Origin of the sequence: Sinomonas cyclohexanicum, from assembly GCF_020886775.1 — a bacterium.
In the GTDB taxonomy this organism is placed as follows: Bacteria; Actinomycetota; Actinomycetes; order Actinomycetales; family Micrococcaceae; genus Sinomonas; species Sinomonas cyclohexanicum.
This window is the reverse complement of record NZ_AP024525.1, coordinates 303,068-316,069: the sequence shown is the minus strand read 5'-3', so window position 1 is coordinate 316,069 and position 13,002 is coordinate 303,068. Positions and strand designations below refer to the sequence as shown.

Annotated in this window: 13 protein-coding genes; 3 read left to right on the top strand and 10 right to left on the bottom strand. The window is 72.1% G+C overall.

Going from position 1 to position 13,002, the window contains the following annotated elements:
- Positions 1 to 177: 177 nt before the first annotated feature.
- The 4 genes from hpt to SCMU_RS01500 all read right to left on the bottom strand — a co-directional run bounded on the left by hpt (position 178) and on the right by SCMU_RS01500 (position 4,722).
- Positions 178 to 729 carry a hypoxanthine phosphoribosyltransferase gene (gene hpt, locus SCMU_RS01515; protein WP_229231211.1) on the bottom strand — a complete coding sequence of 184 codons (552 nt, stop codon included), beginning with the start codon at positions 727 to 729 and terminating at the stop codon, positions 178 to 180.
- Between the two features lie 16 nt (positions 730 to 745).
- Positions 746 to 1,849, bottom strand: a complete 1,104-nt coding sequence (gene tilS, locus SCMU_RS01510; RefSeq protein ID WP_443020368.1) for a tRNA lysidine(34) synthetase TilS — start codon at positions 1,847 to 1,849, stop codon at positions 746 to 748.
- 125 nt (positions 1,850 to 1,974) lie between these two features.
- The gene (locus tag SCMU_RS01505; RefSeq protein WP_229231209.1) at positions 1,975 to 3,081 is read right to left on the bottom strand and encodes an Rv3626c family coenzyme F420 biosynthesis-associated protein; all 1,107 of its coding nucleotides are present in this window, start codon (positions 3,079 to 3,081) and stop codon (positions 1,975 to 1,977) included.
- Between the two features lie 108 nt (positions 3,082 to 3,189).
- A complete protein-coding gene (locus tag SCMU_RS01500) occupies positions 3,190 to 4,722 on the bottom strand; it encodes a D-alanyl-D-alanine carboxypeptidase/D-alanyl-D-alanine-endopeptidase (RefSeq protein WP_229231208.1) in 1,533 nt (510 codons plus the stop codon).
- 162 nt (positions 4,723 to 4,884) lie between these two features.
- Here SCMU_RS01500 and SCMU_RS01495 point away from each other — a divergent pair, with 162 nt between their 5' ends.
- The gene (locus tag SCMU_RS01495) at positions 4,885 to 5,370 is read left to right on the top strand and encodes an inorganic diphosphatase (RefSeq protein ID WP_229231207.1); all 486 of its coding nucleotides are present in this window, start codon (positions 4,885 to 4,887) and stop codon (positions 5,368 to 5,370) included.
- A 157-nt stretch (positions 5,371 to 5,527) separates the two neighbouring features.
- Positions 5,528 to 6,139, top strand: coding sequence for a SatD family protein (locus tag SCMU_RS01490; RefSeq protein WP_229231206.1), 612 nt, complete (start codon positions 5,528 to 5,530; stop codon positions 6,137 to 6,139).
- A 70-nt stretch (positions 6,140 to 6,209) separates the two neighbouring features.
- Here SCMU_RS01490 and SCMU_RS01485 read toward each other — a convergent pair whose 3' ends face one another.
- From SCMU_RS01485 to serS, 3 genes are all read right to left on the bottom strand, one after another.
- Positions 6,210 to 7,046, bottom strand: a complete 837-nt coding sequence (locus SCMU_RS01485) for an HAD family hydrolase (protein ID WP_229231205.1) — start codon at positions 7,044 to 7,046, stop codon at positions 6,210 to 6,212.
- A gap of 121 nt (positions 7,047 to 7,167) precedes the next feature.
- Positions 7,168 to 8,160, bottom strand: coding sequence for a hypothetical protein (locus SCMU_RS01480; protein ID WP_229231204.1), 993 nt, complete (start codon positions 8,158 to 8,160; stop codon positions 7,168 to 7,170).
- A 160-nt stretch (positions 8,161 to 8,320) separates the two neighbouring features.
- The gene (serS, locus tag SCMU_RS01475; protein WP_229231203.1) at positions 8,321 to 9,607 is read right to left on the bottom strand and encodes a serine--tRNA ligase; all 1,287 of its coding nucleotides are present in this window, start codon (positions 9,605 to 9,607) and stop codon (positions 8,321 to 8,323) included.
- Positions 9,608 to 9,709: 102 nt separating this feature from the next.
- On the opposite strand from serS, the gene SCMU_RS01470 reads away from it, so the two are divergent.
- Complete coding sequence (locus SCMU_RS01470; protein ID WP_229231202.1) at positions 9,710 to 10,756, top strand: diacylglycerol/lipid kinase family protein; 1,047 nt, start codon at positions 9,710 to 9,712, stop codon at positions 10,754 to 10,756.
- Between the two features lie 29 nt (positions 10,757 to 10,785).
- Here SCMU_RS01470 and SCMU_RS01465 read toward each other — a convergent pair whose 3' ends face one another.
- Genes SCMU_RS01465 through SCMU_RS01455 form a run of 3 tightly spaced genes read right to left on the bottom strand, consistent with a single transcriptional unit; the run spans position 10,786 to position 12,917 of the window.
- A complete protein-coding gene (locus SCMU_RS01465; protein WP_229231201.1) occupies positions 10,786 to 11,658 on the bottom strand; it encodes an arylamine N-acetyltransferase family protein in 873 nt (290 codons plus the stop codon).
- On the bottom strand, positions 11,651 to 12,574 hold the full coding sequence (pheA, locus tag SCMU_RS01460) for a prephenate dehydratase (RefSeq protein WP_229231200.1): 924 nt from the start codon (positions 12,572 to 12,574) through the stop codon (positions 11,651 to 11,653). Before pheA ends, SCMU_RS01465 begins: the two co-directional genes overlap by 8 nt.
- 16 nt (positions 12,575 to 12,590) lie before the next feature.
- Positions 12,591 to 12,917 (bottom strand): rhodanese-like domain-containing protein, encoded by a 327-nt coding sequence (locus SCMU_RS01455; protein ID WP_229231199.1) that lies wholly within the window; start codon positions 12,915 to 12,917, stop codon positions 12,591 to 12,593.
- Between the last annotated feature and the right edge of the window lie 85 nt (positions 12,918 to 13,002).

Sequence of the window (13,002 nt, the reverse complement as noted above, 5' to 3'; positions counted from 1 at the left end):
GCTGTGCCCACCAGCATGACACTGTTCGGAACCGTTCACGCACGGCCCGGCGCAAAAGTTCCCCTTCCCGGCGCAATCATCTCCGCGGTGCGCTGAGGGCGAAACTGGACCTCGCGCCGTCGTGCGTCACATCGGGCGCCACGACGCGCGTCACATCGGGCAGGAGCCCGGGTGGGCCTACTCGTAGACGTGGGGCGCGAGCGTGCCGACGAAGTCCAGATTCCGGTACTTCTCGGCGTAGTCCAGGCCGTAGCCCACCACAAACTCGTTGGGAATATCGAAGCCCACGTACTTGACATCGATCTTGACCTTGGCCGCGTCCGGCTTGCGGAACGCCGTGCAGATCTCCACCGAGGACGTGCCCCGCGACTCGAGGTTCGTCTTGAGCCATGAGAGGGTCAGGCCGGAGTCGATGATGTCCTCGACGATGAGGACGTGCTTGCCCATGAGGTCGGTGTCGAGGTCCTTGAGGATCCGCACCACGCCCGAGGACTGCGTGCCCGAGCCGTACGACGAGACCGCCATCCAGTCCATCGTCACGTGGGAGTGCAGCGCACGGGCCAGGTCCGCCATGACCATGACGGCGCCCTTGAGGACGCCCACGATGAGGAGGTCGCGGCCCTCGTAGTCGCGGTCGATCTCGGCGGCGAGCTCCGCGATGCGGTTCTGAATCTCGTCCTTGGTCTTGAGGACGTGCTTGAGGTCTGACTGGACGTCTGTCGATTCCACGTGCGGCTCCTGTGGGTCAGCGGTGCGATACCAAGACTAGCCTCCCGGGGCGGCCGCGGTACGCGCTCACGTGGCCGGGCACCTCGACCGGGCCGGCCGACCCGCGCCTTTCGAGGAGTCGCTCCACCGCGCCGAGGCGCTCGAACGTCGGCTGGCCGCCGATCTCCGTCACCGCGAGCGCCAGGACCCGGCCGCGTAATGCCGGCGGCAGCTCGCGGAGCGCGTCGATCGGGAGGTCGATGCGAAGCACGACGGCGTCCCCTCCCCCCGCACCCGGGGTCACCTCCCTGTGTTGAGGGGTCATGTCCCTGCGGGCGGACCCGATCTCGGCGTCACCGGACCCGATCTCGGCGTCACCGGACCCGATCTCGGCGTCACCGGACCCGATCTCGGCGAGGGCGGTGAAGGTGCGGCGTGCCTCGTCGTCGAGGTAGTCCGCGTCGGCGCCCAGGAGGGCAGCCGTGCGGGCGAGCCCCTCCGCGACGCCCGGACCGAGCTCGGCCTCGAGAAAGGGCATGATCGCGCTGCGCACCCGGGAGCGCATGAACCGCGGGTCCTCGTTGGTCGGATCGAACCACGGCTCGAGGCCCTCGGCGACGCACACGTCCAGCGTGTCCGCGCGCCGCAGCCCGAGGAAGGGCCGCACGAGCAGCCCCCGCACCCGCCGCATCGCGCCCAGGGAACGCGGCCCCGAGCCGCGGGCGATCCCGAGCAGAACCTGCTCGGCCTGGTCGTCGAGCGTGTGGCCGAGCAGCACCGCCCCCGCGCCCCACGCCTCGGCCTCACCGGCGAGCGCGGCGTGCCGGGCCGTCCGCGCCGCCGCCTCAGGCCCCTCCCCCGTGAGCTGTACGTCCACGGCGGCCACCCGCACCGGCGACAGGCCCAGCTCGGCCAGCACGCGCGCCGTCGTGCTGGCCACCTCGCCGGAGCCCTCCTGAAGCCGGTGGTCGACGACGACGGCCCCGGCCTCGAGCGGGTGGCTCGCTCCGCCGTGGCCACGGACCGCGCCGCGGCGCGCGTAGTGGGCCACAGCCGCGGCAAGCGCGAGGGAGTCGGGCCCGCCGGAACACGCGACGAGGACCCGCCCAGGCCACCCGGCCTCCTCGAGTGCCGCCCTCACGGCGCTGCGCGCGGTGCCGACCGCCGGGTGCAGCCGTCGCCGCGCGGGTGAGGCCGAGTCGCGGGCAGGGTCGAGGGCGGGCCCGCCGTCCGCGGAGTGGCCGGCAGCGGAGGGACCGGCCGCGCTCACAGCCCCATCCGGGAGATCCACGCCGCGGGGTCGTGGATCTCCTCCTCGGTCGGCAGGTGCTCGGCGGCCTCCCACACGCGGTTGAACCCGGCCATCCCGACCGCGTCCACGACGTGCCGGACGAACTTCTGCCCGTCCGTGTACTGGCGCATCTTCGCCTCGATGCCGAGGAGCCGGCGCACGAACGTCTCGAGCGGCCCGCGGTTCTCGCTGCGGCTCTGGAACCGCTGGCGGATGGTCTTCACGCTCGGCACGACGGACGCGTCGATCGCGTCCATCACCACGTTCGCGTGGCCCTCGAGGAGGCTCATCACCGCGGTGAGGTGGGAGATGGCCGCCTTCTCCTCGGGGTCCTGGAGCAGGTCGAGGATGGCGCCCTTGCTGGGGAGCTCCGCCGCGCCGCCGGTGCGGTCGCGCAGGGACTTGGCGGCCGCCGTCGCGCGCTCCATGAGGTTGTCCATGTTGCCGACGAGGCTCTCGCTGAGCTTGGAGATCTGCTCGATCATGTGCCCGCGCAGCCACGGCGCGGCCGCGAACTGGACGCGGTGGGTCTGCTCGTGGAGGCACACCCAGAGCCGGAAGTCCTCGGGGTCCACGCGCAGCTCGCGCTCCACATGGACGATGTTGGGGGCCACGAGCAGCAGCCGCCCGGCCGGGGGCAGCGTGGACCCGGGCGCGAGCGCGGCGAACGGCTCGTACTGCCCGAGGACGCGGCTCGCGAGGTACGCGAGGATGACGCCGAGCTGGGCGCCCGTGATGGCACCGCCCACCTTGGCCGCGGCCGGCGTCAGCTCGCTGGCCTTCTTCTCCACGAGCTTGGTCAGGACGGGGCCCATCATGACCTCGAAGCCCTGCGCGTTCGCCTTGGCCCACGAGGCGCGGTCCACGATGAGCAGCTGCGAGTCGCGCAGGTCCTCGGCCGCGGCGAGGCCGGTGATCCGGTGGACGTGGTCCACGGACGCATCCGCCTGGCGGCGCAGGCTCTCGACCGCCTCCCGCGCCTCTGCGGCACTCAGCGACGGCCCCGGCGGCGCAAGGCGGGCCGCCGTGGAGGCTGCGAGCTCCCAGTTGATCAGTTGGCCGGCCATCTGCGGGGCATCCATGGCACCATTCGACCACACCACGCCGACAATCCGCTGTGCCCGCGGCCCTCTGATCGGCCCCGTTCGCGGCAGGCGATCAGCGACCTCGGGTCACGGGCCCCCGGGCCGTCACCCGCGGCAGCCGCACCCGGCCAGCGCGGCCACGCCGGCGTCGATCGCGGCGACGGCCTGCTGGCGCGCCGCCGGGTCGAGGCCGTTCGCCACGAACGAGAACACGAGCAGCCGCCCGTCAGCATCCACGAGGTACCCGCTCAGCGCCGTCACCGTGTTGAGTGTGCCCGTCTTGGCGCGCACGACGCCGGCCCCTCCCGCCGTCGTCGTCCCGCCGAAACGCCCGGCAAGGGTGCCGTCGAGGGCAGCGACGGGGAGACCGTCGAGGGCAGCGCGGAGACGGGCGTCCGGGCCGGAGGTCATGGCGCGGACCAGGCCCGCGAGAGCCGCGGGGGCCGCCCGGTCCGCGATGGCGAGCCCGCACGCGTCCGAGAGCTGGAAGCCGTCCGTGCTGCCGAGAATCCGCGTGGCGGCGGCCTTGAGCGCGGCGACCGCCCCGTCGTTGCTGGCCGGGCCGCCCGCGGCGTGCGAGGCGAGACGGCCGAGCACCTCGGCGGCGTAGTTGTCCGACTCGCGCAGCGCGTAGCCGGCCTGCTCGGCGATCGTGGCGCTGCGCACGGACGCGACCTCGGCCGCACCCGACGGCGCCGCGGCCCGCCCGACCCCGTCCGCGACCTTCACTCCGGACGCCGCGAGGTCCTTCGCGAGCTCGGCCCGGAACGCGTTCGCCGCGTCCATCGCGGAGTCCTTGGGCCGCGGCCCGTTGGCGCCCGGGGCCGAGCGCCCGGCATTGAGGGCGAGGGCGTAGATGGGTGCCATCTCACCGGCGTCGACGTCCTCGGTGGCCCACGCCGGGTTGAGCGCGGGACCCGTGAAGAGCGTGTCGTCGAGGCGGATGGTCAGGGTGCTGGGCAGGGCGGCGGGTCCCGAAGCGGCGGTCCCCGAAGCGGCCGGCGACGGCGCCCCGGACGGCGAGGCTCCGCCGTCGTGCGTCCCGGTGAGCGCGGCGGCGGTCTCCGCGGCGAGCGTTGCCATCCCGGCCCGGCCCATGACCGCGCCCGGCTGGGACGCGCCCGCGCCGAGCATGACGTCGCCGCCGCCCACCAGCACGAGCGTCCCCGGGTCGGCGCCGCGCACCACCTTCGTGGTGAGCGTCGCGTCCGGGCCGAGCGTCGTGAGGACGGCGGAGGCCGTGAGCAGCTTGAGGTTCGACGCCGGGATGCTCGGCTGCTCGCCCGAGCGCGAGTACAGCGTCTGGCCGGTCGCGCCGTCGAGGACCGTGCCCGCGACGCTGCCGGAGCCGGGGACGAGCCGGGCGTCGAGCTCCTTGGACAGGGCCGCGGAGTCGGGCTCCGGGGCGGTGGTGGAGAGCGGCGTGGCGCCCGCGAGGGACGGGGCGGACGACGGCGGCACGAGCCACGCGGGGGTCGTCGCCGTGGGCGTGGGGTCGGGGAAGAGCTGGCCGTGCACGTCAGTGGCCGCGCCCGAGGAGAGCATCCCGACCGCTGCGAGCACCGCCACGGCCAGCGCGGACGCGATGAGCGCCCACAGGCTCCCGCGGAGCGTGCGGCCGCCGCGCTCGGATGTCATGAAGCGCTCCGTCCTCGGGTGCTGTGGCCTCGGGACGGAGATCGAGGACCCCGGGGCAGATATCCTTCATGGTAGTCGCCGCCGCGGCCCGCCCCTGTGAGCTGGGCCGGACGGCCGCCAACCGACCGCCATCCGGCCCGTCCGGGCCAGGCAAGGAGCACCATGAAGCACGATGTGACGATCGAGATCCCGCGCGGCTCGCGCGTGAAGTACGAGGTGGACCACGAGACGGGCCGCGTCCGCCTCGACCGCGTGCTGTTCACCTCGATGCAGTACCCGACCCACTATGGGTTCTTCGACAACACCCTCGGCGAGGACGGCGACCCGCTCGACGCGCTCGTCTGGTACCCGGACGTCGACCTGTTCCCGGGCATCGTCCTCGAGGCCCGCCCGATCGCGATCTTCAACATGGAGGACGAGTCCGGCGGCGACGCCAAGCTCGTGTGCGTCCCCGCCGACAAGCGGTTCGACCACATCCAGGAGGCCTCCGACCTCGACGAGTGGCTCATCAAGGAGATCGAGCACTTCTTCTCGCGGTACAAGGACCTCGAGCCGGGCAAGTGGGTCAAGCCGGCCGGCTGGGCCGACCGCGCCGCCGCCGAGGCCGAGCTCGAGGCGTCCATCAAGCGCTTCGGCGACGCCCACTGACACCACGGAGCCTGACCGCAGGGACACCGGCTGCCAAGCTGGCCGCTCAGCAGTGAAGAGGTGGCCACTCGACGATCTGACCCGTCGAGTGGCCACCTCTCGCATGTTCGGCGGCCACCTCTCGCCCTCCGCGGGACGCCGCCGCTAGGCTCTCGCCATGTACACGGTCACGATCAACCAGCGCGACCGCGCCGCCGGGGACCGCGTCCCCGAACTCCTCAGGGCCCTCGCCCGGCTGCAGCCGGACGTGCCGTTCGACCGGACCGTCGGCGACGAGGCGCAGGCCATCTTCACTGCCCCCGGTCCCGCCGTCGACGCCGCCCTCACCGCCCTGCGGCCCGACGCGTGCGGGGACGTGCGCTGGAACGTCGGAATCGGCGTCGGGCGCCTCGACGAACCGCTGCCGCTCGGCGTCGCCGACGCCCGCGGGCCAGCGCTCGCACACTCGCGGCGCGCCGTCGAGCGCGCCCAGGCGAGCGGCGAGGGGCCTGCGATCGCGGTCGAGGGCCCGGACGCTGCCCTCGCGCACGACGCCGAGGGGGTGCTTCGCCTGCTCGGGCTCGCCATCGTGAAACGCACCACGGCGGAATGGCGGGTACTGGACCTCCTGACTCCGGGGGTCCGGGGGCAGCAGAAGGCCGTGGCGGAGGCCCTCGGCATCACGACCCAGGCGGTGTCAAAGGCGATCGCCCGCGCGCACTGGCCCGAAGAATGGGCCGCCCGGCCGGCCGCCACGCGGCTTCTCGGGCTGCTCGACGCGGCTCACTGACCGGACAGAACCCCGCAACCGACCGCATGGGATCCAGCAGCGGCGAGGGGCCGCCATCGTGGGTGGGCGCCTACAGCAGCGACCGGAGGATCGCGGCGGCACCGTCCTCCTCGACGGGTGCAGTGACCTCGTTCGCGGCGGCCTTGACCTCGGCCGGCGCCTGGCCCATGGCGACGCCGCGGCCGGCCCACTGGAGCATCTCGATGTCGTTGCGGCCATCGCCGATGCACACCGTGTCAGCGCGGTCCACGCCGAGGAGGCTACGCACGTGCTCGAGCCCGCTGGCCTTCGTCACTCCGTGCGCGGCGATGTCGAGCCACGCAGTCCACCCGACGGAGTAGGTCACACCGTGGAGGCCGATGGACTGGACGGCCTCGCCGAACTCCTCGGCCGTGGCATCGGTCGAGAACACGACGAGGCGGACGGCCTCGGCCTCGAGCAGCTCGCCGAAGGACACGCCGCGGGCCTCGACGCCGAAGCTCGCGTCCTGGAACCGCTCGGTGGAGAGGAAGTTGCCCTCAATGTCCTCGAGGGCGTACTTCGCGTTGGGGAGGCGGTGGCGGAGGGCCCTGAGGGCGGGGGCCGGGTCGAAGGAGCGGCGGTCGATCACGGTGTAGCCGCCGTTCGCGCCCGCATGGATCTGGACGACCACACCGCCGTTGCTGCACACGGCGTACCCGTGGTCGACGCCGAGGAGCTCGACGACCGGCAGCGTCGCGCCGAGGGAGCGCCCGGTCGCGATGACGACCTCGTGGCCCGCGCCCACGACGGCGGCCCCGGCCTCGCGGATGGCCGGGGACATGTGGCCGTAGTGGTCCACGAGAGTACCGTCCACGTCGAGGCCGATGAGCTTGCGATTCATGGTGATGAGCTGGTCATCGATGCCAGCGTTCAGTGTTGTTGTCATGGCTCTAGTGAACCATCCCGCGCTGGGGGGCTCTGGGGAATCCGGCGCCCCGACCGTGAACACAGGGTGAATACTCACAGGCTCGGGTGAATATTCACAGCCCCGCCCACAGTGTGAGTGTTCACCTTCGGGTGCGGTGGGTTGCGGGTCTCCCCCGCCGCATCCCGGTCAGTACACGCACCACGCCATACCCGGCCGCTCGGATCTCGTCCTCGCGCAGATTCTCCGCGACCACCGCCTCGGCCGCGGACTTCCCCGAGAGTTCCCGTGAGCGGAGGTACTTCTGGAGTCCGTCGAATTCGCCTACGAGCTTGAGCTTCGGCCAGCAGAAGTCCGCCCGGGCGATCCACCGCCCGTCCCGCGTGATCGATACCTGAAGCTGCGGCATCTCGAACCCGAGCTCCCACATGAGCGCGCGGCTGAACGATTCACCCACAGACTCCGAGCCGGCATCGGCGAAGTCGAGCACACCCCCGGTCCGTGCGCGAGCGCTCGCGGTGGGCAGCGAAGCCTGGAGGGCGCGGAGCTGCCCGGCCGTGCGCCGCACCTTGAGCCCATCGCGCCCGGCGAGGAGCGCATCCACGACAACCACAGCCTCCGTGAAGGGCAGGCGGTGGATGGTGTCCGCGAACGCCGCGTCGAAGGGCTCCATAGCCAGCGAGAGCCCGAGATGGGGCACCGTGAGACGGTTGGCGGATACGGGCTCCCACCAATGCTTCGCCTCGGGGTAGCCCTGCGGCAGCATCTGCCCCCGCCGGGACGCGGTCCAGGCCTTGAGCGCCACTGATTCATTCCCGTAGATCCCGGCCGGCCGGGTCGACCCGCTTCGTGCCCGGCTCGTCGTCCGGTAGCGGACGTGCGTCGGCGTCCGGGCAAACTCCACGCCCCATGCCATCAGCGCGGTCTCCCGGCACAGCACTGGCGACGGTCCCGCTGCGGCGAGTGACGCCGTCGTGATGGCGTAGCGGTCAGCTGCGGTCCCGGAGAGCCATTCATCCGTCGGCAGGTATACGCCGCGCCGCGGCCGCACAAGACGCCCGGCCGCGTAGGCGCGGCTCAGGTCGCGCGAGCTGCGCCCCGTCCGGTGCTGGGCTGTCGACGTCTCGAACTGCACGCTGGGGAATCTCATAGGACCACCCAACCGGAGCCACGATGCTGGCGCCACCGGCACCGGCACACCTGTGGACAACGGAAGTGACCTCAGGTTTTGGACATGACCCCGCGCCGTGGCGTGTGGTCATGTCCAAAACCTGAGGTGAACCGCCGTTGGTGACTTACAGGACGGGGAGGACCTCGAGGCCGCCGAGGTACGGGCGGAGGGCGGCCGGGACGTTGACGGAGCCGTCCGCATTCTGGTGGTGCTCGAGGATGGCGACGATCCACCGGGTCGTCGCAAGGGTGCCATTGAGGGTTGCGACGGCGCGGGTCCCCTTCGGCGAGCCGTCGGCGTCGAGCACCCGCTCTCGGATGTTGAGGCGGCGCGCCTGGAACCCCGTGCAGTTCGACGTGGAGGTGAGCTCGCGGTAGCGCCCCTGGGTCGGGACCCAGGCCTCGCAGTCGAACTTGCGGGCGGCGCTCATGCCGAGGTCACCGGCGGCGGTGTCGATGACACGGTACGGCAGCTCGACCTTGGCGAGCATCTCCTCCTCCCACGCGAGCAGGCGGGCGTGCTCGGCCTCGGCATCCTCGGGGTCGCAGTAGATGAACATCTCGACCTTGTTGAACTGGTGCACCCGGATAATCCCCCGGGTGTCCTTGCCGTGCGAGCCGGCCTCGCGGCGGTAGCACGAGGACCATCCGGCGTACCGCGTGGGGCCGGCGGAGAGGTCGAGGATCTCGTCAGCGTGGTAGCCGGCGAGGGCGACCTCGGACGTTCCGACGAGGTACAGGTCGTCCTCGGCGAGGCGGTAGATCTCGGCGTCGTGCTTCACGTCGAAGCCGGTGCCCTGCATCGTCTCGGGCCGCACGAGCGTGGGGGTGATCATGGGGATGAAGCCGTTCGCTACGGCCTGGTCCATGGCCATCGAGAGCAGCGCGATCTCAAGCCGCGCCCCGACGCCCTTGAGGAAGTAGAACCGCGAGCCGGAGACCTTGGCGCCGCGCTCCATGTCGATCGCCCCGAGGAGCTCGCCGATCTCGAGGTGGTCGCGCGGCTCGAAGCCCTCGGCCGCGAAGTCGCGCGGCGTACCGACGGTCTTGAGCACCGCGTAGTCGTCCTCGCCGCCGGCGGGGATGCCATCGATGATGAGGTTCGGGACCACGCGCATGAGCTCGTCCATCTCGGCCTGCGCCTCGTCCGCCGAGGACTGCGCGGCCTTGACCTTCTGCGCGAGGTCCTTGACCTCGGCGAGCAGCGCCTGCTTCTCCTCGCCCTTCGCGGCGGCGACCTTCTTGCCGAACGCGTTCTGCTGGGCACGGAGCGTCTCATACTCGGTCAGGGACCCACGACGGCGCGCGTCCGCCGCGATGATCGAGTCCACGAGCGCTTCGTCCGCCCCGCGGGCACGCTGGCTCGCACGGTACTTGTCGGGGTTCTCGGTAAGGTCCTTGACGTCGATCACGAGTCCAAGACTAGCGGGTCGGGGAGGGCCGGCTCGGGTGCGAGGCGGCGGGTGGCGAGGCGGGCTCGGGCTGCCGGCCGGGCGGGTTAGAGTAACAGCATCATGCGCGGTTGGATCATAGCGGGTGCCGTAGCCGCAGCTGGCGGCTTCGCGGTCGCCAGCTGGTGGAACGTGCGCAGGCTCAAGGAGCAGCACTCCCGCAGCGCGGTGGCCGCGCCGGCCGCGCCGCCGCCGCCGGGACCCCAGCAGGTCGCCATCGTGCTCAATCCCATCAAGCAGCGCGCCCACGAGACCCGGCTCCTCATCGAGGCCGCCTGCCGGGGCGCCGGCTGGCCGGAGCCGCTCGTCTTCCACACCACCAAGCAGGACCCTGGCCACACGGCGGCGCGCCGGGCGCTCGAGGCGGGCGCCGACGTCGTGATTCCCTGCGGCGGGGACGGCACGGTGCGGGTCGTCGCGGAGGCGCTGGCAGGGACCGACACCGCCGTGGGCCTCGTGCCGCTCGGCACGGGCAATCTGCTGGCCCGCAATCTGGACCTGGACGTCACGCACCTCTCGCAGTGCGTGTACACCGCGGTGTTCGGGCGGCAGCGGCGCATCGACACGGCCACCATGACCCTCACGGCCCCAGACGGCGAGACCTCTCGGCACACGTTCCTCGTGATCGCGGGCGTCGGGATGGACGCCGAGATCCTCAGCGACACGAGCGAGGACCTGAAGCGCGTGGTCGGCTGGATGGCGTACACGGAGGCGGGGATCCGTCACATGCCGGGCCAGCGGCGGCGCCGCGTGGAGATCTCGCTCGACGACGCCGATTTCCAGACCCGCCGCGTCCGCAGCGTCCTGTTCGCGAACTGCGCGAAGCTGCCCGGCGGCGTGGACTTCATCCCCGATGCGTACATCGACGACGGGGTGCTCGACGTCGCGATCATGAGCCCGCGCAGCCTCATCGGCTGGATCGCGATGTACGTGAAGATCATGGTCCAGCACAAGCGCCAGCTGCCGGTCATGCAGTTCTACGGCGCCCGCAAGGTCTCCATCCGCGTGCCCGAGCCGATCGAGACGCAGGTGGACGGCGACGTCGTGGGTCCGGCGACGCGGGTGGATGTCGAGGTGCACCCGGCGAGCCTGCTCGTTCGCGTCGCCTAGAGTTCAGCGCACGACGGCGCGCGATCGCCTCACGCAGTCGACGCGACCCGGTAGACACGGTCCCAGTCAAGCGCGGCATCCTCGATGCGGAACAGCTCACGGGCCACGTCCCGGAGCTCGGCGGCGCTGCCGAGCGTGCGCTTCTCGACGGTGGAGGACCCGTCCGGCCCATAGGCCCGCACGCCGAGCTCGAGGTTGGCGAGGGTGAAGCGCCGGGTCTCGGTGAGGATCGCGGCCATGAGCGAGTTCGTGAACCGCGACGCGGGCGAGGTCGAGACGTACCAGTTGGCCATCTGGACGTCGACGGGGGCGTTCGGCCGGAGGTCGACCCCGTACAGGTTCGCCCACGCTCCGTGGAGGCGGCCCTGGACCATGAGGTCGATGGTGGCGGTATCGACCGGCGGAAGCCCCGCCTCGGCCACGTTCACGACGCGGAAGGTGCCGAGCGGCGTCGTGAGGTCCGCCTCCTCGGGCGCGAGGCCCAGCGGGAGGACGCCGGACGGGTTGAACCCGCCGAAGCCGGCGTCGACGAGGTGGGACGCGCCGTCGAGCGTCACGATGGTGACCGCGTGCGTGCGCGGGGGCGAGCCGCTGCCGGGCTCGCGGCCCCAGTACACGCGGCCGAGGTGGTTCTCGACGCCGGGCACGCCCATCTCGGTGAGGGCGCGGGCCATGAGACCGGAGTGCTGGAAGCAGTACCCGCCGCGCTTCCTGCCGAGGACCACGGCCTCGAGACCCTCCGCGGAGATGTCGACGACGCCCCCTGTGGCCGGGGTGAGGTTCTCGAACGGGATCGCCCGGGTGTGGTGCGCGTGGATGGCGGCGACGTTCGGCAGCGTCGGCGCCGCCTCACCGTCGTAGCCGATGCGGGCGAAGTAGCCGGACAGGAAGGTCTCAGCCACCGAGGATCCCGTTCACCCAGTCGCTGGCGGATGCGAAGGCGTCATCGGTGACGTGGTCCTTCACCACCGGGCGGGCGCCGTCGGCGCGCGGGTACGAGCCGAGGAACCGCGTCTGCGGGCTGATGCGGTGGAGGCCGCGGAGGGCGTCGGCGATGCGGGCGTCCTGGACGTGCCCGTCCACGTCGATCGAGAAGAAGTAGTGCCCGAGGTACTGACCGGTGGGGCGGGACTCGATGCGGGAGAGGTTCACGCCGCGGGCGGCGAACTGCTCGAGGATCTCCATGAGGGCGCCCGCGCGGTCCTCGGGCAGCGGGACGGCGACCGAGGTCTTGTCCGCGCCCGTGCGGGGCGGGAGGGCGCCCGGACGGGAGACGAGGATGAAGCGGGTGACGGCGCCGGGGTTGTCCCCGATGTCCGTCGCGAGGACCTCGAGCTCAGGGTGCTCCTCGGCCACGATGGGCGCGCAGATCGCGGCGTCTCCGGGGCGCGAGGCCGGATCGAGGAGGGCGAGCGCGCCGGCGGCCGTCGAGCTCGCGGCGAGGTGGACGGCGTCGGGCGCGTTCGCCGCCGCCCAGCCGCGGCACTGCGCCCACGCGTGGCCGTGGGTGGAGATGCGGCGGATGTCCCCGATGCGTGTGCCGGGCCGGGCGACGAGCACGAACGTGATGGGCACGACCTCCTCCCGCACGATCCGCAGCTCGGGGCCGGTGGCGATGGCGTCGAGGGTCGCGGTGACGCCGCCCTCTACGGAGTTCTCGATGGGCACCATGGCGGAATCGGCGGTGCCGTCGCGCACAGCGTCCAGGGCAGCGTTGACGTTGGTCGCGGGGACGCGCTGGGCCTCGCGGGCGCCGGGGACCTTGAGCAGTGCCGTCTCGGTGAACGTGCCCTCGGGGCCAAGGAACGTGTAGGTCACTGTGTCGCGGCCCGGCCTAGAGCACCGTCGGGGTCTGGCCGTTCTCGGCGACCATGGGCCTGCCTGCCGTGAGCCACGCGTCCATCCCGCCCGCCACGTTGAACGCCGAGTAGCCGTTCGCGACCAGCCACTGGGCCGCCCGGGCGGAGCGGCCGCCGGTGCGGCAGATCACGAGGAGGTCGTCGTCCGGGTCGAGTTCGTCGAGGCGTCCAGGCAGTTGCTCGAGCGGGATGTGGACGGCGCCCTCGGCGTGGCCGGCCTCCCATTCGTAGTCCTCGCGCACGTCGAGGAGGGTACCGCCGGCGGGCAGTGCGTCGACGCGCACGGTCTCGAAATCAGACATCCTCAGCCTCCGAAAGTGGTCTTCCCTCCAGCCTATAGTGGTTCAGACGCGCAGGCGGGCCAGTCCCGCGGCGAACAGGAGGACC

What these genes read in the sequence shown, in the direction of transcription:
- SCMU_RS01470 (WP_229231202.1), top strand. Translation starts at nt 9,710, where the DNA reads ATGCGCGGTTGGATCATAGCGGGTGCCGTAGCCGCAGCTGGCGGCTTC.
- SCMU_RS01505 (WP_229231209.1), bottom strand. Translation starts at nt 3,081, where the DNA reads ATGGATGCCCCGCAGATGGCCGGCCAACTGATCAACTGGGAGCTCGCA.
- SCMU_RS01500 (WP_229231208.1), bottom strand. Translation starts at nt 4,722, where the DNA reads ATGACATCCGAGCGCGGCGGCCGCACGCTCCGCGGGAGCCTGTGGGCG.
- SCMU_RS01495 (WP_229231207.1), top strand. Translation starts at nt 4,885, where the DNA reads ATGAAGCACGATGTGACGATCGAGATCCCGCGCGGCTCGCGCGTGAAG.
- SCMU_RS01455 (WP_229231199.1), bottom strand. Translation starts at nt 12,917, where the DNA reads ATGTCTGATTTCGAGACCGTGCGCGTCGACGCACTGCCCGCCGGCGGT.
- SCMU_RS01485 (WP_229231205.1), bottom strand. Translation starts at nt 7,046, where the DNA reads ATGACAACAACACTGAACGCTGGCATCGATGACCAGCTCATCACCATG.
- SCMU_RS01490 (WP_229231206.1), top strand. Translation starts at nt 5,528, where the DNA reads ATGTACACGGTCACGATCAACCAGCGCGACCGCGCCGCCGGGGACCGC.